Below are 19368 nucleotides of genomic sequence, written 5' to 3' on the forward strand. Positions count from 1 at the left end.
AGATTGGCGAAAGCATTTCTCCCTTCGTCATCCACGGGCGGAGCAAGGAGCGAAGGCTGGTAGCAAGACTGGAGGTCGTGCGGCGTCTAATCCAGCGTCCGCCTGAATCGTACCAATGCTACGCCGGCAAACAAAGCCACGAACACCACCAGCCAGCCAATCTCCGTTGCCACGGCCGGCAGTTCGGCCCCCTTCAGCATCACCGCGCGGGTGATGCGCAGGAAATGCGTCAGCGGGAAGATCTCGCCGAAGATTTGTGCCCAGTCCGGCATGCCGCGATACGGGAACATGAAGCCGGACAGCATGATCGACGGCAGGAAGAAGAAGAAGGTGAGTTGGAGCGCCTGCATCTGCGTGCGGGCGATGGTCGAAATCGTGTAGCCGAGCAGCACCAGCGCCAGCACGAAGATCAGCACGGCCGTCAGGAGCAGCGACATCGATCCGGTGAAGGGGATGGCGAACAGAAGTTTCGCCGCCGCCAGCACCACCACCACCTGCACGCCGCCGACCGCCAGATAGGGCAGCACCTTGCCCATCATGATCTCGAGCGGGCTGGACGGCATCGCCAGCAGGTTCTCCATCGTTCCGCGCTCGGTCTCGCGTGTCAGCGCGATCGAGGTCATCATCACCATGGTCATCTGCAGGATGACGCCCAGCAGGCCGGGCACGATGTTGTATTGCGAGATGCCTTCGGGATTGTAGCGCCGGTGTACGACGACATCGAGCTGACCCTTGGCGGCCTCGGCGGCGGCTTCCTGCGTGCCTTGCGCCCTCAGCAGCGCCTGGCTGGCGACTGTGCCGAGCGTCGAGATGGCGCCGCTGGCCACCGCCGGGTCGGTGGCGTCGGCCTCGATGAGTATCTGCGGGTTGTTGCCGCTCTCCACTCTCCTGGCGAAATCGGCCGGGATGGTGACGACGAAGGCAACGTCGCCGCGCGATATCAGGAACTCGGCCTCGGCGGCACTTTGCGCGACATGGTCGAAACGATAGTAACCGGTGGTCTGCAGCGCCGCGACAATGGCGCGCGTATAGGGATCGTTGCTCGTCGCCACGAGTGCTGCCGGCAGGCTTTTCGGGTCGTTGTTGATGGCGTAGCCGAAAAGCACCAATTGTATCAGCGGCACGCCGAGCATCATGGCGAAGGTGATGCGGTCGCGCCGCATCTGGATGAATTCCTTGATCAGCAAGGCGCCAAGCCGGGCGAAGGAAAAGACGCTGTTCATGCCATGTTGTCCTTCGAGCCGGACATGAACTGGATGAAGACGTCCTCGAGGCTGGTTTCGCCGGGCGAAACTTTCACGCCCTTGTGCTCTCTCTCGACATCGGCAAGCGCGGCTTCGAGCTTCTTCTGGTCGGAGCCGACGACATGCAGCGTCGCGCCGAACGGCGCCACCTGATCGACGCCGGGGCGGCCCTGAAGCGCTTCGGCGACCTGATCGAGGCGCGGACCCTGCAGGACGAAGGTGGTCAGCCCGGCATTTTTCACCACTTCGGCGACAGTGCCGGTGGCCAGCATCTTGCCATAGGAGATGTAGCTGATGCGGTGGCAGCGCTCGGCTTCGTCCATATAGTGGGTGGAGACCAGCACGGTCAGCCCGCCGCTGGCGAGGCGATGGATCTCGTCCCAGAACTCGCGCCGCGCCTTCGGGTCGACACCGGCCGTAGGCTCGTCGAGCAGCAGCAATTTCGGCTTGTGCATGATGCAGGCGGCCAGCGCCAGCCGCTGCTTCCAGCCGCCCGACAAGGTGCCGGCCAGCTGGTTGCGGCGCGACGTCAGGCCGAGGTCCTCCAACGTGCTCGCGACATGCTCCTCGACCGGCTTCAGCCGGTAGAGCCGCGCCACGAATTCGAGATTCTCGCCGATCGTCAGATCCTCGTAGAACGAGAATTTCTGCGTCATGTAGCCGACTTCGCGCTTGATGCGCAGGCTGTCGGTGCGGATGTTGAAACCGAGCACCGTGCCTTCGCCCTCGTCCGGCGTCAGCAGGCCGCACATGATGCGGATGGTGGTCGTTTTGCCCGAACCGTTGGGGCCGAGAAAGCCGACGATCTCGCCCTCGGCAACCGACATCGTCACATGGTCGACGACGGTCTTGTCGCCAAAGCGCTTGACCAGGCCGTGTACGTCGATGGCGTTCATCTTGCGCTGTCCGCCAGATCGACATCGACGATCTGGCCGGGCTGCAGCGGGCCGGCATCGCCCTCCGGCCGCGCCTCGACGAGGTAGACCAGCTTCTGCCGGTTCTCAAGCGAATAGATCACCGGCGGGGTGAACTCGGGATCTGGCGAGACGTAGCTGACGCGCGCCTTCACATCCGGGCCGCAGCCGTCGCAATGGACGCCGAGCAAGGTGCCGACCTTGACCGAGGAGAAGGCGCTCTCCGGGATATAGACGCTGAGCTTCACCGCGCCGTCGGGCAGGATCGAGATGACCGGCGCGGTCGGACCTGATGTATCGCCCGGATTGCGGATGACATCGTTGACGCGGCCCGGCGAAGGGGCTGCCAGGACGCGCTTCGACAGCCGCCACTGCGCCTGCTCCAACGCGGCCTGCGCCTGCTTGACCTGATTGTCGGCGGCCTTGATCGTCTCGGGGCGCGCCGGCAGGCCGCCGACGGCGAGATTGGATTTGGCCTGGCCGACCTGCGCATTGGCCGTTTCGAGCGTGGCCGACGCGGTGTCGAAATCCGCTTGCGTGCCGGCGCCGCGCTTGAACAGATCGGCGGCGCGGTCGTATTTGCGCTTGGCGTCGGCGGCCTGGGCGCTGGCCATATCGACCTCGGCCTTCAGCACGGCGATCTCTTCCGGCCGCTTGCCGATCTGCAGGTCGGCCAATTGCGCCTGCGCCTGGGCAAGGCCGGCCTGCGCCTGCGCGACAGCGATTTTTGCGTCGGCACTTTCCAGCGTCACCACGGTCGTGCCGGGCACCACACGGTCGCCGCGCTTGACCGTGACGGTCTCGACCTGCGCCACCTCGATCGGCGCCAGCAGCACGTAGTCGCCTTCGACATAGCCGACGGCCAGCGGTGCTGCCGGGGCACAGGCCGAGAAGAGCTGCGCGGCGAGCGGCAGCGAACACAGAAAGCTCATGGTCTTTGCCCCTTTGTCTTTGCCCCTTTTCTGGCGGCCAATATGGCCTTGAGATTGCCCGATGTGACCGCCACCACCTTGGCGGCCTCCGCGGCGCCGATATCGGGCCAGCCCATGCGGCGCATCACCGCCTCACGGCCGATGCGGAAATAGATGACCTGGCCGATCAGCGTGAACACGGTGAGCCTTGTGGCCTCGCTTTCGGCGGGCTCGCCAGTTGCCTGTTCCCACAGCTGGCACAGCCGGCGATGGCTCGGCTCGAAGACACCGTCATAGATACGATCGAGGGCTGCCGTTGGATGGGAAAGTTCGCGCAGGATGAACTGCACGATCTCACCGGCCTGCGGACTGGCCACGACAAAGCCGACCATTCGCTCCAGCGCCGCGAAGAGCTGCGCCTGCGCTGCCTCCGGACCGACCGGCGCGGGCGCCTGCGCATTGCCGAGCGCCGGGCCGGCGACCGTCTGGATGGTCTCGACGATAAAGTCGGCGGCGGCCGTGCGAAGACCCTCCTTGCCGCCGAAATGATAGGCGATCGAGCCGATATTGGCTCGCGCCTCGGCGGCGATCTCGCGCGTCGAGGTGCCGTCGAAGCCCTGCCGTCCGAACAGCTTCAGTGCCGCCTGGACAAGCGCCGCGCGCGTCATCTCGGCGGGCTCGCGACGAAGAACTTTGGGCTCAGGTAGTTTGATCATGAGCACATTTTAATCAATCGATTGATTAAAGTCAACTTCTGTTCGTCATTGTCTTGCCATCGACGGCGGCAAACGCTTTAGTGCGCGGCCATGGGCAAGGAAGTCGAACGAAAATTCCTGGTCACCAACACCGCATGGCGGGAGTTGGCCGAGGCCAATATCCGCATTCTCCAGTTCTATCTCGCTGCCGGCCCCGGGCGCACAGTGCGCATCCGCATCAGCGACGGCACTTCCGCCAAGCTGACGCTCAAATTCGGCAGCAAAGCGCGCGAGCGCGACGAATTCGAATACCCGATCCCGCTGTCGGAGGCGGTGGAGATGCTGGACTTCGCCATCGGACGTGTCATCGAGAAGACACGTCACCATGTTAGGCACCGTGGCTATCTCTACGAAGTCGATGTCTTTGGCGGACCGCTTGCGGGACTTGTGGTCGCCGAACTTGAGACGCCGGAGGACGTGCCGGACGAAATGCTGCCCGACTGGCTCGGCCGTGAAGTCACCGGCGAGCAGAAATTCTACAACGCGTCGCTCGCCCTTGGTGGGATTCCGGAGATCGCCGCATGAGCTTTCGCATCGATCCGCGCCTGCCGCTGACCGGCGAGGTCAGGAGAATCCTTGCCGAGGAGATCGGCAAGGCGCTGCATCATCTTGACGCCGCACGGAGCCGGCCGGAACAGGCGCTGCACAAATGCCGCAAGCGGCTGAAGAGCGCTCGCGCCTTGTTGCGGCTTGTTCGTTCCGGTGACGAAACATTCTGTGAGACAGAAAACCAGTGCTACCGCAACGTGGCGGCCCTGCTTGCCGGCCCGCGCGAGGCGACAGCGCTGATCGAAACCATCGACCGCCTGGCGGCAAGCTTTCCCAAGGAGAGCGCCGACGATGGGCTGGGCGCGGTTCGCGACAGGCTGATCGCGCGCCAGCATGAATTGCACGAAGGTACAGGACTCGAAGCGGCGATCGGTGCGGCGACCGCCGCCTGCGAGGAGGGCCTGCACCGCATCGGCACGCTGGCCTTGCCCGACCAGCCGGAACAGGCGGCCGACGTGCTTGCCGAAGGCGCCCGCGTCACGTTGCGCCGCGCCAGGAAGGCGCTCGACAAGGCCGAATCGCGGGGAGCGGCCGATGATTTCCACGATCTGCGCAAGGCGGCCAAGACCCACGGCATGCATCTGTCGCTGCTCGGCAGGCTGTGGCCGACACCGATCAAGGCAAGGCGCAAGGCGGTCGACGAACTGGGCGAGCGGCTGGGCGACCTGCACGATGTGCTGGTGATGCGCGCCCTGCTCGAGGCCGACGACCGGCTGCTCGGGCCGCCCGAGGACACGAAACTTCTGGCCAAGCTTTTGAAGCGGTCGGAAAAGCAGCTGAAGAAGAGCTGCCTTGCCGAGGCGGCCGAGCTGTTCGGCGACAGTCCCAAACGCTCGACACGCAAACTGGCCCGCAAGGCGCGCGACGATCTGGCTGCGCCGCCGGAAGAGGCCGCGGCATCGTAGGATGACTTGGCGCTCTTCCTCTCGGTCCGGACGGGGGGAAGAAAGGCGTGCGCTAGCCCTCATTACCCGCCCATGCTAATCGCCATGGAGTATGACCGAGCCCGGCGACACGCTTCTGGATCGACTTGGCCGCTGGCTTGCCGGCCGGCTGCAGGAAGAATCGTCCGGCTACGAGCCCTACACCCCCTCCGATGCCGAAACGCTGCGTCGCACGCTTGAGCCCGGCGACATCCTGCTGATCGAGGGCAACCAGAAGATCTCGGCGGCGATCAAGTACCTGACCCAGTCGACCTGGTCGCATGCGGCCTTCTATATCGGCGATGCCTTGCCCGCGCCGGCGGACGGCTCGGAGCGGCCGCGCCTGATCGAGGTCACGATCGGCGAAGGCTGCGTCGCCGTTCCATTGTCGCGCTACCGCACCTACAACACCCGCATCTGCCGGGCGAGTGGGCTGGCGCCGGAGGATCGCGACAAGGTCGTCGCCTTCATGATCGGCAAGCTCGGCCTGAAATACGACCTCAAGAACATTTTCGACATGCTGCGTTTTTTCTTCCCGACACCGCCGGTGCCGGTGCGCTGGCGCCGCCGCATGCTGGCCTTCGGTTCCGGCGATCCGACACGGGCGATCTGCTCGACGCTGATTGCCGAGGCCTATGGCCAGATCCGCTATCCGATCCTGCCCGAGATCACCCGTGCGGCCGGCCGCGCCTCGGCGCAGTCGAACTATTCGCGCAAGGAAATCCTGCACATCCGCCACCACTCGCTCTACACGCCGCGCGATTTCGACCTGTCGCCCTATTTCCGCATCGTCAAGCCGACGCTGGAATATGGTTTCGACTACCGGGCGGTGACCTGGGACGACAAGCTTGCCGATCCCGGGGCCAAGGCCGCCGAGTAAACGCGATCAAATGAGTCCAGCCGCGTGCATGGCCCGGCACAGGAGCGCTGGCCGGCGGCCGGGCGTCAGTGCTTGCAAGCCGCGGCCCGCACGTCCGAGGGTGTGGCGTCATAACGGCGACGGAACGCCCGGTTGAAATAGGAAAGGTCGTTGAAGCCGGCCTCGTAGGCGATCGCGGTGATGCTGCGTCCGGCATGGCGAGGATCGCCGAGCATGCGATGCGCGCGCGCCAGCCGTTGGGTCATCATGAAATCAATCAAGGATGTGCCATCGCTCTCGAACAGCTTGCGGACGTAGCGGGCCGACAGTCCGTGGCGGGCGGCGACGTCCTGCGCCGACAGGTCGACGTGGCCACCATGCGCGACGATATCGGCCTTGATGGCGCGCAAGCGGGCAACGCTGACGCCGCGGCCGCGTGCGATCTGGGCCGCATCCCTGGTCGCGCCCATGGCGAGTGCGGCAAGGTCGAAGACATGCGCCGCCGCAAGGTGGCAGGCCTCCGCAGTCAACTCGTCTCCGACCTCCTGGATCGAGCTGATATAGTCGAGCAACAGCCGCATCGCCCCGCTTTGGGTCGGCAAGGGCCGCATAAGAACCGCGGCCGGATCGCCGATCAGAGGCGAAAGCTGCTTGCGCGAAAAACTCAGATTGACGAAGCGAAACCCGCCGGCGCCGATCAGGTTGAGGCCAACCTCTTCACCGCTCATCATCAGCGCCTGGCCGTTGCCGACCGCCTCCTCGCGGCCGCGATGCTTCATCACACTGCCCCCGTCGAGGGCCGCCAGAAGAACGAAGTCGTCATTGTCGATCAGCGACGACGTACGATGCACCCGGAATTCCGATGAGCTGCCGGTGGCGATGCCGAGGCCTGGCAACGCGCGCACCCGCATGTCGATCTGCGCCGGCGCCAGCGGATCGAGGTCCACCCTCAGAACCGTGCGGCCGTAAACCTCACGCGTGATCTCGACGCGATCCCGCTCCGGAAACATCTCCGTCGCCAGCCTGAATGAGGCTGACGTCCCCATCGTCGCAGTCATCGACACCCCCCATGCCCAAGAGCGCGGTCATATGCGCCGGAGCCTGCAAAACGTCAATCCCGGGCCGTTTTGGCCGCTTTCAGTGCCGTTCTGTCCAAGCTGCCCCCCTTTTATGCCCCTAGTTTGCGGCGCGATTCCGGAACCGGAACCGCATTGGCGGCAATCCAAAGGGGGGCACGATGTTTCATTTGCAACTGTTCAAGACGCTGTCGGCACTGGCTGCGGCAGGGTTCAATCCGCGTGTCTATCTGCTGTCGATCGCCTTGGGCAACGCAGTGACCGATCATCGCGAGGCCAAGCTGCCGCCGCGCGCTGCCCGATGATGAGCAGCACCATGAAAAAGAGCATTTTCCTGGCCCTGACCATTGCCCTGGCGGGCTGCCAAACGGGCCAGGTCGACGACAGGCCGGCATCGATCGCGAGCGCGGCCGGCAGCAAGAAGGCCCGGAACGAACCGACGACGGAAACGGCCTGCGCCGATGCGGCCAAGAAGGCGGCGAAGGCGCAGACCAATGCGGCTCTGCTCGGCGGTGTGCTGTCGATGGCGGGGGGTCTTGGCGGTCTGGCTGGCAATGGTGGGGTCATTGCCGGCCAGGCCGCCTCGATCGGCGGCTCGGTTCTGCAGTCCCAGGCAACGAGCAGTGCCCGGGCCGGCATTGCGGAGGATTGTTATGGCTGAGCGGCGTTTCGCAGCCATGCGCCGGCTGGCCGGCGCGCTCGCACTTGCCGGCATGATCTTCGACAGCCCGCAGGCCTTGGCCCTGACAGCGCGGGATGCGTCGGCGGTCGTCGGCCTGATCGAGGCCTTGCAGCCCGAATTCGGTCAGTTCGCCTATGACGAGGAGATCGCCGCCGACTGGTACGAGCGCGATGCCGCGGACAAGGGCTTGATCGGCACAGCCGGTTTCACCGCCGACAGCTGGAAGGTCGCGCTTGGCGAGACCATGCGCGGGTTCCTGGCGACGATGCCGGTCGCGGAACTCGATGCCATTTTCGCCAAGCTCAGAAATGCCATATCCGGCATGAGGGAGCTGACCGAGGCACAGAAGACGGAGACCATCGACGCCATCGACGAAGAGGTCGAAGGCTTGATGATTTTGCGGACTGAGGGCGATCCCTTCGCCGACGTCGTCAGGCCGCTGACGCCAAAAATCCGCAGCCTCATCCTCGGCCCGGCGGTGGGGCAATAGGATGTTGGGCAACAGGAAACGGGTGGCCGGAAAAGCAACTCCGGGCGGGAGCCTCGAGACCGAACATCGCGATATTTTTCCAGCCACGGCACGTGCCGGGCGAGGCAGCCCGATCGCGATGCTGATCTGCCTGCTGGCCTCCGGCTGCAGCCAGACGGCCGCCAGCCCGCCGATCACGCCAGACCAGCATGCGCAATTGGCGGAGTTGGCGGCCGGCCCGGACTCGCCGGCAGGCCTTGGCGAGGCCCTGGCTGCAGTCGAGGCGACCAGGAAAATGCGGGACTGCCGGGCGCGGATGAACGAGACGGTCGGGCAGATGAAGACGATGGGCGCCGTCAATGGCGCGGTCGGCGTCGCCGGTCGCATGGCGGGTCCGGGGGGCAAGACAGCGGCAAAAATGGTGGCGGTCGGCACTGCCAGGGTCGTGCGCGGCAAGCTCAGCCGTCAGATGCAATCGTGCTGAGACGATTGACGCGGTGCCTGGTCAGGCCGGCAGCGGCCGCCGTCCTTTCGCGGCGGCGGGCGTATCAGGCCTCGCCCCGGCATCTCGCGCGTGTGGCCCGATCGGCATGATTGCCGGAAATGGCGTCGCGCCAAAGGCAAACGTCCATTTGTAGCCGATCAGGCCATCCTCCGGCGTCGTGTGCTGGTCGTGATGGGCGAGCAGCTTGGCGCGGTCGGCGAGATCCTCCGCCTCGCGCCGCACCATTTCAGCCGTCTCCGGCCGCATCCGCCTGGAGAAGCTGACGAAGGTCGCTTCCTTGTCGATATGGGTGATGGCCCAGCCGATGAAATTCTTGTTGGTCATCTCGAACAGCGGCCTGAGCGGCCCTTCGAAGTTCCACTGGATCGGCGTCTCGACCAGCAGTCTCGCCGAAAGACCCCGTCCGAGCGCGATCAGGCCGAGTTCCTCGAGATCGCGCAGATAGAGGAACATCGAAGCCTCGCTCAGGCCTTGCGAGCGCATGATGCCTTCGGGCGTGAACTTTTCTGACAGCATGACGAAGATGAACAGCAGCGCCGGCCGGCCGGCGAGCTTGCGCTCGATCTCCGGCGCGATGTGGTTGACCGGCCCAGGCCCCCGGTTCATCGAGCCGAGCACGTTTTCCAGTTCGACACCGGCCGCAGCGCAAATCTCCATCAGCCGGTCGAGCTTGCAATTGCGCTCATGGAAGATACGCTTCACCGTCGGTTCGGAAACGCCCATGCGTTCGGCCAGCGCGCGATAGGTGACGCCCTTCGCCTTCAACGTCCGCTTCAGCGCCTGGAAGATCAGACCGTTCATCGGATGCACCTCTTGCCGCTAGTTTCGTATCGATATTCGATACTAGCGGTGCAGGCCTTTCCGGAAAGTATCGAAAGCCATAGCTCTGCCTCGTCATCTCAGGAGAGCAGTCATGAACACCCTCATCCCCTCAGCCTTTATCGCCGTCATCGGCATTGCCGCAGTGCCCGCCGCGGAGGCCGGCGAACTCTGGCGCGCCACCGGGCTCGAACAGCCGGAATCGGCCCTGTTCGACGCCGCTGACAATCGCATCATCGTTTCCAACATATCAGGCAATCCCGGCGAGGCCGACGGCAACGGTTATCTCTCCGTGCTGTCGCTGGACGGCAAGACGGTCACCCAGCACTGGACCGACGGCATGGACGCACCCAAGGGTATGGCGATCTCGGGCGGCAAGCTCTATGTCGCCGACATCACGAAAGTCCGCGTCGTCGACCTCGCCAGCGGCAAGCTGGTCGCCAGCATCTCGGTGCCGAACGCGGTCTTCCTCAACGACGTGACATCGGACCAATCCGGCAAGGTCTATGTCACCGACATGCTGGCCGACGCCATCTACCGCATCGATGGCGACCGGCCGGAGCTGTTCGTTAAGGACGGGGCATTGGCTTCGCCCAACGGCGTCTTTGCCGGTGGCGGCCGATTGATCGTCGCCTCCTGGGGCAAGGGCATCAAGCCCGACTTCAGCACGACGGAGCTTGGCGGCCTGCTGTCGGTCGACATCGCCAGCAAGGTGGTTTCGCCCTTGCCGGCCGCCCAGAAATTCGCCGATCTCGACGGCGTCGTAGCCATCGGCGACACCATCTACGCCACCGCCTACATGACCGGCACGCTCTACCGCTATCATGCGGGCGGCGCGCCGGAGGTGGTGGCGCAGTTCAAGCCGGGCAGCGCCGACATCGGCACCGATGGCAAGTCGATCCTTTATGTGCCGTTGATGAACGAAGGCGAGGTTGTGGCGCTGAAGCTCGATTGAGAGCCATGATCGGCGCCTCAGGGCAGAGCTGCGAGACGTTCGCCAACGGCCGATGGACTGTCGTTAGTCGGCGAGGATCGTATCGTGGCCAATTAACGACGTCCCCGGATCGGCCCACCTTGTGCCAAGCGCCAATAGCCGACATTGCCGAGCAGATATTTTGATCTCGCCTTTGGGCCGGGAGCGGAACGTCCGGTTCGGGACGTGCTTGTGGCGAAGCTTCCGTCGCCACCGGTTCACCGCCGCCGGCGACCATACAGCGCGGAAGTCGCGTATCCCGATCGCTAGAGCACCCCGATACTGCGGAGCAAGGCTTGTAGTTCGGCCTCGACACCTGCCGCCCGCAGGACGGCATCCCGATTAATCCGGCGCGCCAGGTTGGCGCGCGTCATGGGCTTTTTGTATTCCGGCCATTCCTTTTCGAGCGCCTTAACCGCCCCCGGCGTATCGGGCGGGCGGTTGGCCGCCTTGCCCTCCAGATGGCGCAGCAGCATTGCCTCAAAGCAGGGCCGTTGCCAGAGAATCGTGATTCCGTTGTCGGCCGCGAGCTTGCGCGTTCGCTCGGCGCGCTGCGGATCGCGCTCGGCCTGGTCAAAATCCAAAAGCGCGAAGCGTTCCGCGGGCGCACGGCGTTTTCTCTGGAGCAGCTTCAGGCGCAGCACCGCCATCTCGATACGCGACAGCGGATCGCCGGTCCCCGGCCCCAATTCGTCAACGTGCAGGTGCACCGGCAAATTGGCATCGCGGATCAGATCTTGCAGAAAGCCGGCATAACCGACTTCTGACGCTCCCTCGCAGCCAATATAAACCGGACGGCGAAGCTCGATATTGGCGGGCGACGACGGCTCATCCGAGGTGTGGAACCCCGCCGTATGCACCGCTCAGATATTTGCGGTAATGGTTCTCGTCGCGGCGCACCTTCACGTCCATGAGGCTGTAAAGGTGGCTGCGGCCCTGCCGGTCCTTCTCGCAGATCACGATTTCCTCCTTGTTGAGGTCATCGAGCAGCGAGGCCGAATGGCAGGAGAGCCATAGCTGCGCGTCGAACTTGTTACGTCCCGAGGCCGCATAGAACCAGCGCACCAGCTCGGGCAGCATGTTCGGGTGAATGGCCGCGTCCATTTCGTCGATCGCGGCGATTCCGCCGGTATCGAGTGCGCTCATGATGAAAGGGAACATCTTGATAAAGGCCCGCGTGCCGTGGCTTTCCATCAGCCAAGGCATTTCGACCGCAAGACCCGCGTGCTTAAACAGCAGCAGCGGCCCGTTGTCCGTATGCTGAAAGCGCATCCCTTCCACACCCACATCTATGCGGCTTAGCTCATCCTTCAGCCGCGAGACGACGTTGGGCTGGTTCTTTAGATAGTCGATCACGTCGCGATCGACGAAGGAGTGCACAGGCTCAATTTGGAAGAAGGCCTTGCGCGCCGTATCCACAAGAAGCTGCGCGGTCGGGTGCTGGAATTTCGCGAATGATGACAGCACCGTGTGATTGCCGGCGAGCGTCTTCACGAGGTGCTGGAAGCCCGAGAGGCTGAAGGTTTTAGAGTCCTTCACCTTGCCCTCGGCATCGCGCTCATAGACGCGCTGCCATTTCCCTTGGCCGTTCGGCCTCTGGCGCAGCGACTCGGACGCGATCCGCACCGCGAGCCCTTCTTTGAGTTCGATTTCCAGTTCGTAGCGGTAAGTGCCTTGCTCGACCTTTTCGCCGCTCGTGGCGCGCTGAAAGACTTCCGGCGTCAGGTTTATGATGCCGCCCAGCTCGATCGCGAACCGGATCGGCCGACTGCCGGATTCCACGTCGTTGAACCGCTCGATGCCAGCGAAGCCTGGCACCGTGCGCGCTACGCTGTCGCGGATCATCGTCACGACGAATTCGAGCGCGCGCAGCACCGTCGTTTTACCCGAGGCGTTCGCGCCATAGAGGGCGACGACCTTCGGCGCGCGCACGTCCGCACCCTCGAAGATGGGGGCATAACGGCCTTCAGGATCGGGCACTTTTCCATCCACCGACAGGTCGAGCACCTGCGGATCGCGGATGGAGAAGAAGTTTTCGACCTCTAGCTTGTAGAGCATGGGATACCTCACTTGGGGATATAATAGAATCTATAACGACATTTCGTCAATAATTCGATTACAGGATCGCTTCATGCTCACCGAGGATTGAGCATTGGCGGCGCAACGTGGATGGATGCCAGCTTTCGGAATCGGAGGTTGGTTCTCGAAATGACCAAAAAGAGGCGCAGTGCGGTTGTTCACGTCGCGCCGTGCGTGAGTCAGCTCAACGTCAAGAAGTTGGCATTCAACAGGTGGACACCTTGTCCTGACAATGGCCACCGGCCGGCAAATCCCGGCCCCTATCCCGCCTCCAGCTTCCCTTTCAGCTGCGCCCGCGCATCCTTGATCGAGGCGGCGTAGGTCACCAGCGGGCGCTTGACGCCGTGGGTGATCAGCATGCGTCGTATCTGCGGCGCGGCGCCTGATATGATGAAGCGGACACCGGCGCGTTTCGCCTTGTGGGCGGCGCCTTCGATGACGTTGGCCGCCGTCGAATCGAAGAACGGTACGGCCGAGCAGTCGAGGATGAAGTTCCTGCGCTGGTCGGCTATGCGGTCGAGCACGGTGCCGACGGTCGATGCGGCGCCGAAGAAGAAGGCGCCCGAAATGCGATAGACGACGGTGTCGGCGTCGGTCGCCTCGCTGGCATCGTAGGCCTTGGTGCTGTCGGCGACATCCTCCTGCACCAGCGGCTGATCGGCCTCGACCGCAATCGACTTGGCCATGCGGTCGATGAACAGGATCGACCCCAGCACGAAGCCGACGACGATGCCTTCGGTGAGATCGCGGAAGATGACGAGCAGAAAGGTCGCCATCAGCACCAGCGCATCGCCGCGCGAGGCACGCAGCAAGGTGGCGAAGGCCTGTTTCTCGAACATATTCCAGCACACGACCGCCAGCACGCCGGCCAGGGCGGCGAGCGGGATATAGCTGGCGAGCGGCGCCGCCACCAGCATCAAGGCGAGCAGGATGGCGGCGTGGACGATGCCCGAAACCGGTCCGTGGGCGCCGGCCCGCACATTGGTCGCCGTGCGGGCGATGGTGCCGGTGGCGCAAATGCCGCCGAACAGGGCGGATGCGATGTTGGCGAAGCCTTGCGCCACCAGTTCGCAGTTGGAACGATGCCGGCGGCCCGTCATCCCGTCGGCGACCACCGCCGAAAGTAGCGATTCGATGGCGCCCAGCAAGGCGAAGGCAATCGCATCCGGCAGCACGTCAATCATCCGGTCCAGGCTGATCGGCGGCAAAGCGGGCATTTGCAGGCTGCGCGGTATACCGCCAAAGCGGGTGCCGATCGTCTCCGCCGGGAGCGCGAGAAGCGCCACGACCAGCGATGCCAGCCCGATGGCGATGAGCATTGCGGGCCATGTCGGCCGCCAGCGCTTCAGGCCGGCGATGGTGGCGATGGTCAACACCGCCACCAAGATCGCCGCCGGGTTGATGGTGCCGGCCGCCTCGCCGACCGCGATCAGCTTCGGCACCAGCGGTCCGGGCTCCTTGCCGGCAAGCTTCAGCCCGAACAGTTCGACGATCTGTCCGGAAAAGATGATGACGGCGATGCCGGCGGTGAAGCCGACCGTCACCGGATAGGGAATGAACTTGATGTAGGTGCCGAGACGGAGATAGCCGATGGCGAGCAGGAAGCCCCCTGCCATCATCGTTGCCAGCAGCAGCCCGTCGATACCGACCCGGGCAACCGTCGCGGCCACCAGCACGATGAAGGCGCCGGCCGGGCCGCCGATCTGGAAGCGGCTGCCGCCGAGCGCCGAAATGATGAAGCCGCCGACAATCGAGGTGTAGAGGCCGCGCTCGGGCGTGACTCCCGAGGCGATCGCGATGGCCATCGACAAGGGCAGCGCGACAATGGCCACCGTCAGCCCGGCAATGGCGTCCGCCTTGAAGTCGGCGAACGTGTAGCCCTCGCGCCAGACCGTCACGAGTTTTGGCGTGAACAATTCGGAAAATGTCGGCTTTGCCGACCTTTGGGCCGATCTGTGGGCCGGTTCATGCCCTGCCCGCTGCGTCTGATCCATGGACTGCCTTTCGCACCCTGAAAGGCGGCGGGATCGTCGGCAGGGCTGTCGGCGGTCGCCGTCGCGACTTTATGCCGGCTCAGCCTTGGGATCCGGCGGCACGGCAGGCTTGAGGCGCACGCCCCGGCCGCCGCGCTCGCTGGCCTGATTCTCGCCGATCAGCTCCACCCCGGCCTCGTCGAGGGCCTGGATGACCTTCATCAGCGTGTCGACCACGCCCCTGACCACGCCATCGCTCGCCTCCATGCGCTGGATAGTCGGAAGCGAAACGCCGGCGCGCTCGGCGAGCGTCTTCTGATCGATGCCGGCCAGCGCCCTTGCGGCGCGCATCTGCGCGGCAGTGATCATCGGCCGGAATCCCCGTCTGAGTCTGCAGGAGTAAGGTATAATATCATTATTCTGATGTTTCAAGCATTAGGATGAATGTTTGAGACGTAAGGGGCGGCGCCTGACTGACCATTTTTAGATACTTTCCCGGGATTGCGCTAAGGTCTTCCATCTGGGCAGGGAGTAACGCGGTTGAATATCTTCAAGACTTTCATGACATCGGCAGCCTTGCTGTCGGCGGTTTTCCTGTTGGCCGGCTGCGGGCACGGGCTGATCAACCGGCTGATCTAGTCTCCAGTCTCGCCGTCCGGGTGCTGCCCACGCCATCGCTGCCACGTCCGGGCAGCGAGCCAGCACAGCATCGCCCAGACGAAGCCGGCGCACCAGCCGGCCAGCACATCCGACGGCCAGTGGACGCCGAGATAGACGCGGCTGATGCCGACCAGCAGCGTCGTCAGCACCGCCAGCGACAGCACATAGATCTTCGTCGTTCGACCGGGCAGGAAGCGTGCCGCCAGCGCGCCGAGCGTCAGATAGGTCACCGCCGACAGCATGGCGTGGCCGCTGGGAAAAGACAGCGTCGTTTCGTTGACGAGATGCGAGACGAGTTCGGGGCGCGGCCGGTCGATTCCGGCTTTCAGCAGGCTCGACAGCACCTGACCGCCGGCCACCGCCACGAAGATGAAAAGGGCGGTCGCCGGCCTGCGGATAAGCAGGAGATAGACGATTACCGCCGTCACGATCAGCACCAGCACGCTGCCGCTGCCAAGGCTTGTGATGTCGCGCATCGCCCCTTGCAGCCACAGCGGGCCGATCGGGCTGTCAGGCCGCCCCGCCTGGCGGAAGGCGAGCAGGATTTCGGTGTCGAAGGCGTGCGGGGTGGTGGCGCGCGCCATCTCCATCAGCTCCTCGAATCCCCAAAGGCCGGCCGCGATGACCAAGCCGGCCAGCAGCACCGGGAATTCGACCCGGTTGAGCAAAGCGTTCGCGGCATTCTTCATCGGCAATCCGCCCGTTACAGCCGGCCTTGCAGATAGGGTCCGAGCGTGATCAGCGCCACTGCGGCGATCGCCAGCATGATGCCGGTCGCCTGCAGCGCGTTGACGCGCTCGCCGAAGAAGACCAGTGCCACGACGTTCACCGAGACCAGCTGGATGACGGCAGACAGGCTGAACGACACCGACATGCCGAATTCGCGGATCAGCCGCAGCATGATCAAATTGCCCAGCGAATAGAGCGCCAGCGTCAGCGCGATCTTGCCGAGGCTCGGCGCCAGGCCCCATTGCTTGGCGGCTGTCGCCGCCAGCAGGAAAATGACCGTTGAAAAGCCGAGCTGCAGCAGTCCCGAAAAACTCAACGTTCCGTCCCCTCTCGAAGCGGCTCCCGCCGCATGTGTCGCGGACGTTGTTTCCGAAGCGCGCCGGGACGTCAAGCGCTCGACCAAACGAAGCTCTTGGCAATGGCAAGACGGAGGCTCAATGTACCGACATCGTCCAGCCAGTCGATTGAAGGGCGGTCAGGGGTTCATGATTCGTATTCTGCAGAACTTGACGCGACGCTGGAGCGAACTCTCTCTTGCCTTGCAATTCGTCGTTGCCGGCGGTTTTGGCCTGCTGGCCGTCATGCTGGTGGTGGGCGCCTGGGTGACGGCGCAGATCAGAGAGGGCGTCATCCGCAATTCGGCCGCCACGACGGCGCTCTATGTCGACAGCGTGATTGCGCCGCTGCTTCCCGACTTGCGCAAGGAGCAGGAGCTCAGCGATTCCGTCAAGCAGGCGCTGGACGAGACGCTTGGCCAGGGCGCGCTCGGCAAGCGCCTCGAATCGTTCATGCTCTGGCGCCGCGACGGGACGGTCCTCTATGCCAAGGAGACGGCCCTGATCGGCCGCCGCTTCGCTCCGAGCGACAATCTGCGTTCCGCTTTCGAAGGCAATGTCGTCGCTGAATTCAATACTTTCGATGAGGATGAGAGCGAGGAGAAGGCGACCGGCTTGCCATTGCTGGAGATCTACAATCCCGTGCGCGAGCCCTGGTCGGGCGAGGTGGTGGCGGTTACCGAGTTCTATGAGATCGCCGACGATTTCCAGGCCACCCTGGCTTCCGCTCTGTGGTCGAGCTGGCTGATCGTGGCCGGCGCGACCCTGGCGGCATTCCTGCTCCTGTCGGGCATCGTCGTGCGCGGCAGCCGCACCATCGACGACCAGCGTGGGGCGCTGCGCCGCCAGGTGTCGGAACTGCAGGGCCTGGTGGCGCAAAACAGTGCCTTGCGACTGCGCGTGCAACAGGCCTCGCGCCGCGCCACCGCGCTCAACGAAAGATATCTGCGCCGCATCGGCGCCGACCTGCATGACGGCCCGGCCCAACTCGTGGCCCTGGCGGCGCTGCGCATGGACAGCCCGATATTTTCCAGCGATGGCCATTCAGGCGCAAGCCGCTCGACCGAGGTCACGATGATTCGCAAGACGCTGGAGGATGCGATGCGCGAAATACGCGGCATCTGCACCGGCCTTGTCCTGCCGCAGATCGAGACGGCTGCCGCAACCGACATTCTGCGGCTGGCCGTCAAGGAACACGAACAGAGGACGGGAACGTCGGTGACGCTGACGCTGGCCGGACAGTTGCCTGAACCCGGCGCCTCCGAGAAGATCAGCATCTATCGTTTCGTCCAGGAAGGGCTGAACAATGCCTATCACCACGGGCTAGGCAAGGATCAGGCGGTGAGTGCCGGGATGAAAGGTGGCAGGCTTTTTGTCGAAGTGTCGGACCGCGGGCCGGGTTTCGATCCGACGGCACGGGTCGAGGGCCTCGGGCTCGCCGGCCTCAGGGAACGGGTCGAAAGCATTGGCGGACAGTTCGAAACCTTGACCGGGCCGCAAGGTACGCGTTTGGTGATCCGTCTGTCGGTCGAGGAGCAAGCATGACTGGGACCATTCGCATTGCCATTGTCGACGATCATCCCCTCTTTCGCGAAGGTGTGACGCGCAGCCTGTCGGAGATCGGAGGCTTCGAGATGGTTGGCGAGGGCGCCACGGCGCAGGATGCCGAACGCCTCGCCGCGACGATGCGGCCCGACATCTTGCTGCTCGACATCTCGATGCCGGGCGGCGGGCTGAGCGCGGTCGCAAGCATCCTCGCCAACCATCCCGCCCAGAAGATCGTCATGCTGACCGTCTCGGAGGCCAATGCCGATGTGACCAAGGCGCTGAACGCAGGGGTGAATGGCTATGTCCTCAAAGGCGTCGGATCGCGCGGCCTCGCCGACATCCTGCGCAATGTCGCAGCCGGCGAAAGCTATCTCTCGCCGACACTATCGGCCCGGCTGCTTTCGGATCTCCAGTCCCAGCAGCCGACCGACGGCTTGGCGGAACGGCTGCGGCAGCTCACCGATCGGCAAACGGAAATCCTGCGGCTGGTGGCGGAGGGGCTGAGCAACAAGGAAGTCGCCTTGCGGCTTGAGTTGCAGGAGAAGACCGTCAAACATCACATGACCGGAGTGCTGTCGAAGCTCAATGTGCGAAATCGCACCGAAGCGGCCTTGATGATGCGTGAGTGGCGCGACCGCGACAGGCCCTCCTAAAGCATTTCACCGTTTCACGGAAACGGCGAGCTGCTCTAACTCTTTGTTTTGACGCAATTCCCAAGGGAAAAGCGCTACGCGCATTTCCCGGGAAAACCGCTTCACACTTTTTCTAGAACTGCTTGGGTCAGGTCTGGGGAAATGCGCAGCGGTTTCCCGTCCCGGATTGCGCAAAAGCGCGTCGCGCCTCGGGACCGCAGCCATTGCGGTGCCGAAAACCGGGACGATGCCGGCCGGAAACGAGGTCACCTCCGCCGGGGGGCGGCGGAGGTGACGTGCAAAGCTGACCGTTGCCTGTTGGCCAGCTTCACAAGGCCTTGAGACGATTGGCATCGGCCGGCGTGGCCTGGCGGTCGATGATCGTGCGACCGAGAGCGTCCTTCATGCTGAAACGACCGTTCTCGAGCTTTTCCGTTATGCCGTCGGGATGCCTGACTGTGATCTTGTTGCCGGTCACGTCGACCTTGTCACCGGTCTTTGCATTGACATGGCTCCCGCTCTTACCCTGACTGGATCCTGATTTGCCGTTGTTGCCGTTATTGCCGCTGTTGCCGTTATTCCCATTGCCGTTGCCGCTGTTCCCGCTATTGCTTCCGCCGGAATTGCCGCCGTTGCCGCCCCCACTGTTGCCACCACCACCGCCGCCACTGTTACCGCCACCCTTGGCGTATGCGCTGGCGGTGTGGATGCCGGAAACGGAGCCGTCCAGGAC

Annotated in this window: 23 protein-coding genes; 10 read left to right on the forward strand and 13 right to left on the reverse strand. The window is 64.1% G+C overall.

Annotated features, from left to right (window positions below; genetic code table 11):
- Positions 1-86: 86 nt before the first annotated feature.
- Genes EN932_RS02590 through EN932_RS02605 form a run of 4 tightly spaced genes read right to left on the reverse strand, consistent with a single transcriptional unit; the run spans position 87 to position 3785 of the window.
- Positions 87-1223, reverse strand: a complete 1137-nt coding sequence (locus EN932_RS02590) for an ABC transporter permease (RefSeq protein ID WP_127385254.1) — start codon at positions 1221-1223, stop codon at positions 87-89.
- Complete coding sequence (locus EN932_RS02595; RefSeq protein ID WP_127365454.1) at positions 1220-2140, reverse strand: ABC transporter ATP-binding protein; 921 nt, start codon at positions 2138-2140, stop codon at positions 1220-1222. The genes EN932_RS02590 and EN932_RS02595 overlap by 4 nt, the downstream gene beginning before the upstream one ends.
- Positions 2137-3090 carry an HlyD family efflux transporter periplasmic adaptor subunit gene (locus tag EN932_RS02600; RefSeq protein ID WP_027161228.1) on the reverse strand — a complete coding sequence of 318 codons (954 nt, stop codon included), beginning with the start codon at positions 3088-3090 and terminating at the stop codon, positions 2137-2139. The genes EN932_RS02595 and EN932_RS02600 overlap by 4 nt, the downstream gene beginning before the upstream one ends.
- Complete coding sequence (locus EN932_RS02605; RefSeq protein WP_063169644.1) at positions 3087-3785, reverse strand: CerR family C-terminal domain-containing protein; 699 nt, start codon at positions 3783-3785, stop codon at positions 3087-3089. The genes EN932_RS02600 and EN932_RS02605 overlap by 4 nt, the downstream gene beginning before the upstream one ends.
- A 90-nt stretch (positions 3786-3875) precedes the next feature.
- On the opposite strand from EN932_RS02605, the gene EN932_RS02610 reads away from it, so the two are divergent.
- The 3 genes from EN932_RS02610 to EN932_RS02620 all read left to right on the forward strand — a co-directional run bounded on the left by EN932_RS02610 (position 3876) and on the right by EN932_RS02620 (position 6176).
- On the forward strand, positions 3876-4349 hold the full coding sequence (locus EN932_RS02610) for a CYTH domain-containing protein (RefSeq protein WP_127385255.1): 474 nt from the start codon (positions 3876-3878) through the stop codon (positions 4347-4349).
- Positions 4346-5278: a CHAD domain-containing protein gene (locus EN932_RS02615; protein WP_127369661.1), complete on the forward strand. Its 933-nt coding sequence runs from the start codon at positions 4346-4348 to the stop codon at positions 5276-5278. The genes EN932_RS02610 and EN932_RS02615 overlap by 4 nt, the downstream gene beginning before the upstream one ends.
- A gap of 91 nt (positions 5279-5369) precedes the next feature.
- Positions 5370-6176, forward strand: a complete 807-nt coding sequence (locus EN932_RS02620) for a lipo-like protein (protein ID WP_128368709.1) — start codon at positions 5370-5372, stop codon at positions 6174-6176.
- 65 nt (positions 6177-6241) lie between these two features.
- Here the strand turns inward: EN932_RS02620 and EN932_RS02625 are convergent, their stop codons facing one another.
- Positions 6242-7213, reverse strand: a complete 972-nt coding sequence (locus EN932_RS02625) for an AraC family transcriptional regulator (protein ID WP_013528662.1) — start codon at positions 7211-7213, stop codon at positions 6242-6244.
- A 179-nt stretch (positions 7214-7392) separates the two neighbouring features.
- Here EN932_RS02625 and EN932_RS02630 point away from each other — a divergent pair, with 179 nt between their 5' ends.
- Genes EN932_RS02630 through EN932_RS02645 form a run of 4 tightly spaced genes read left to right on the forward strand, consistent with a single transcriptional unit; the run spans position 7393 to position 8866 of the window.
- The gene (locus EN932_RS02630) at positions 7393-7536 is read left to right on the forward strand and encodes a hypothetical protein (RefSeq protein ID WP_023813481.1); all 144 of its coding nucleotides are present in this window, start codon (positions 7393-7395) and stop codon (positions 7534-7536) included.
- Positions 7537-7547: 11 nt separating this feature from the next.
- Positions 7548-7892, forward strand: coding sequence for a hypothetical protein (locus EN932_RS02635; RefSeq protein ID WP_013528664.1), 345 nt, complete (start codon positions 7548-7550; stop codon positions 7890-7892).
- Positions 7885-8403 (forward strand): hypothetical protein, encoded by a 519-nt coding sequence (locus EN932_RS02640; RefSeq protein WP_024502204.1) that lies wholly within the window; start codon positions 7885-7887, stop codon positions 8401-8403. Before EN932_RS02635 ends, EN932_RS02640 begins: the two co-directional genes overlap by 8 nt.
- 22 nt (positions 8404-8425) lie before the next feature.
- Complete coding sequence (locus tag EN932_RS02645) at positions 8426-8866, forward strand: hypothetical protein (protein ID WP_164890420.1); 441 nt, start codon at positions 8426-8428, stop codon at positions 8864-8866.
- A gap of 21 nt (positions 8867-8887) precedes the next feature.
- Here EN932_RS02645 and EN932_RS02650 read toward each other — a convergent pair whose 3' ends face one another.
- Positions 8888-9688, reverse strand: coding sequence for a helix-turn-helix transcriptional regulator (locus tag EN932_RS02650; RefSeq protein ID WP_127366869.1), 801 nt, complete (start codon positions 9686-9688; stop codon positions 8888-8890).
- Positions 9689-9800: 112 nt separating this feature from the next.
- Here EN932_RS02650 and EN932_RS02655 point away from each other — a divergent pair, with 112 nt between their 5' ends.
- Positions 9801-10661: an ATP/GTP-binding protein gene (locus EN932_RS02655; RefSeq protein ID WP_127370051.1), complete on the forward strand. Its 861-nt coding sequence runs from the start codon at positions 9801-9803 to the stop codon at positions 10659-10661.
- Positions 10662-10945: 284 nt separating this feature from the next.
- Here EN932_RS02655 and EN932_RS02660 read toward each other — a convergent pair whose 3' ends face one another.
- From EN932_RS02660 to EN932_RS02685, 6 genes are all read right to left on the reverse strand, one after another.
- Positions 10946-11539 carry a hypothetical protein gene (locus EN932_RS02660; RefSeq protein ID WP_127370052.1) on the reverse strand — a complete coding sequence of 198 codons (594 nt, stop codon included), beginning with the start codon at positions 11537-11539 and terminating at the stop codon, positions 10946-10948.
- Entirely contained in the window at positions 11508-12737 is a 1230-nt protein-coding gene (locus EN932_RS02665; RefSeq protein WP_127385256.1) for an AAA family ATPase, read from the reverse strand. Before EN932_RS02665 ends, EN932_RS02660 begins: the two co-directional genes overlap by 32 nt.
- Positions 12738-13018: 281 nt before the next feature.
- The gene (locus EN932_RS02670) at positions 13019-14752 is read right to left on the reverse strand and encodes a SulP family inorganic anion transporter (RefSeq protein ID WP_127370244.1); all 1734 of its coding nucleotides are present in this window, start codon (positions 14750-14752) and stop codon (positions 13019-13021) included.
- A gap of 69 nt (positions 14753-14821) precedes the next feature.
- The gene (locus tag EN932_RS02675) at positions 14822-15100 is read right to left on the reverse strand and encodes a helix-turn-helix transcriptional regulator (RefSeq protein ID WP_013528670.1); all 279 of its coding nucleotides are present in this window, start codon (positions 15098-15100) and stop codon (positions 14822-14824) included.
- 266 nt (positions 15101-15366) lie between these two features.
- The gene (locus EN932_RS02680) at positions 15367-16080 is read right to left on the reverse strand and encodes a phosphatase PAP2 family protein (RefSeq protein WP_027161239.1); all 714 of its coding nucleotides are present in this window, start codon (positions 16078-16080) and stop codon (positions 15367-15369) included.
- A gap of 14 nt (positions 16081-16094) precedes the next feature.
- Positions 16095-16436 (reverse strand): hypothetical protein, encoded by a 342-nt coding sequence (locus EN932_RS02685; protein ID WP_013528672.1) that lies wholly within the window; start codon positions 16434-16436, stop codon positions 16095-16097.
- 169 nt (positions 16437-16605) lie between these two features.
- Here EN932_RS02685 and EN932_RS02690 point away from each other — a divergent pair, with 169 nt between their 5' ends.
- Both EN932_RS02690 and EN932_RS02695 read left to right on the forward strand, forming a co-directional pair.
- Positions 16606-18000, forward strand: a complete 1395-nt coding sequence (locus EN932_RS02690) for a sensor histidine kinase (RefSeq protein ID WP_127368938.1) — start codon at positions 16606-16608, stop codon at positions 17998-18000.
- Positions 17997-18656, forward strand: coding sequence for a response regulator transcription factor (locus tag EN932_RS02695; RefSeq protein ID WP_013528674.1), 660 nt, complete (start codon positions 17997-17999; stop codon positions 18654-18656). The genes EN932_RS02690 and EN932_RS02695 overlap by 4 nt, the downstream gene beginning before the upstream one ends.
- Before the next feature lie 307 nt (positions 18657-18963).
- On the opposite strand, the gene EN932_RS02700 is transcribed toward EN932_RS02695, so the two are convergent.
- The coding region (locus EN932_RS02700; RefSeq protein ID WP_128368711.1) for a hypothetical protein at positions 18964-19368 on the reverse strand (405 nt) is incomplete at its 5' end.

It is taken from the genome of Mesorhizobium sp. M7A.F.Ca.US.002.01.1.1 (genome assembly GCF_004022955.1).
In the GTDB taxonomy this organism is placed as follows: Bacteria; Pseudomonadota; Alphaproteobacteria; order Rhizobiales; family Rhizobiaceae; genus Mesorhizobium; species Mesorhizobium ciceri.

Bases quoted from the DNA above. Each gene is read 5' to 3' on its own strand.
- EN932_RS02640 (WP_024502204.1), top strand. From the start codon at position 7,885: ATGGCTGAGCGGCGTTTCGCAGCCATGCGCCGGCTGGCCGGCGCGCTC.
- EN932_RS02620 (WP_128368709.1), top strand. From the start codon at position 5,370: ATGACCGAGCCCGGCGACACGCTTCTGGATCGACTTGGCCGCTGGCTT.
- EN932_RS02670 (WP_127370244.1), bottom strand. From the start codon at position 14,752: ATGGATCAGACGCAGCGGGCAGGGCATGAACCGGCCCACAGATCGGCC.
- EN932_RS02630 (WP_023813481.1), top strand. From the start codon at position 7,393: ATGTTTCATTTGCAACTGTTCAAGACGCTGTCGGCACTGGCTGCGGCA.
- EN932_RS02605 (WP_063169644.1), bottom strand. From the start codon at position 3,785: ATGATCAAACTACCTGAGCCCAAAGTTCTTCGTCGCGAGCCCGCCGAG.
- EN932_RS02650 (WP_127366869.1), bottom strand. From the start codon at position 9,688: ATGAACGGTCTGATCTTCCAGGCGCTGAAGCGGACGTTGAAGGCGAAG.
- EN932_RS02675 (WP_013528670.1), bottom strand. From the start codon at position 15,100: ATGATCACTGCCGCGCAGATGCGCGCCGCAAGGGCGCTGGCCGGCATC.
- EN932_RS02655 (WP_127370051.1), top strand. From the start codon at position 9,801: ATGAACACCCTCATCCCCTCAGCCTTTATCGCCGTCATCGGCATTGCC.
- EN932_RS02590 (WP_127385254.1), bottom strand. From the start codon at position 1,223: ATGAACAGCGTCTTTTCCTTCGCCCGGCTTGGCGCCTTGCTGATCAAG.
- EN932_RS02695 (WP_013528674.1), top strand. From the start codon at position 17,997: ATGACTGGGACCATTCGCATTGCCATTGTCGACGATCATCCCCTCTTT.
- EN932_RS02625 (WP_013528662.1), bottom strand. From the start codon at position 7,213: ATGACTGCGACGATGGGGACGTCAGCCTCATTCAGGCTGGCGACGGAG.
- EN932_RS02615 (WP_127369661.1), top strand. From the start codon at position 4,346: ATGAGCTTTCGCATCGATCCGCGCCTGCCGCTGACCGGCGAGGTCAGG.
- EN932_RS02635 (WP_013528664.1), top strand. From the start codon at position 7,548: ATGAAAAAGAGCATTTTCCTGGCCCTGACCATTGCCCTGGCGGGCTGC.
- EN932_RS02665 (WP_127385256.1), bottom strand. From the start codon at position 12,737: ATGCTCTACAAGCTAGAGGTCGAAAACTTCTTCTCCATCCGCGATCCG.
- EN932_RS02600 (WP_027161228.1), bottom strand. From the start codon at position 3,090: ATGAGCTTTCTGTGTTCGCTGCCGCTCGCCGCGCAGCTCTTCTCGGCC.
- EN932_RS02610 (WP_127385255.1), top strand. From the start codon at position 3,876: ATGGGCAAGGAAGTCGAACGAAAATTCCTGGTCACCAACACCGCATGG.
- EN932_RS02690 (WP_127368938.1), top strand. From the start codon at position 16,606: ATGATTCGTATTCTGCAGAACTTGACGCGACGCTGGAGCGAACTCTCT.
- EN932_RS02680 (WP_027161239.1), bottom strand. From the start codon at position 16,080: ATGAAGAATGCCGCGAACGCTTTGCTCAACCGGGTCGAATTCCCGGTG.
- EN932_RS02595 (WP_127365454.1), bottom strand. From the start codon at position 2,140: ATGAACGCCATCGACGTACACGGCCTGGTCAAGCGCTTTGGCGACAAG.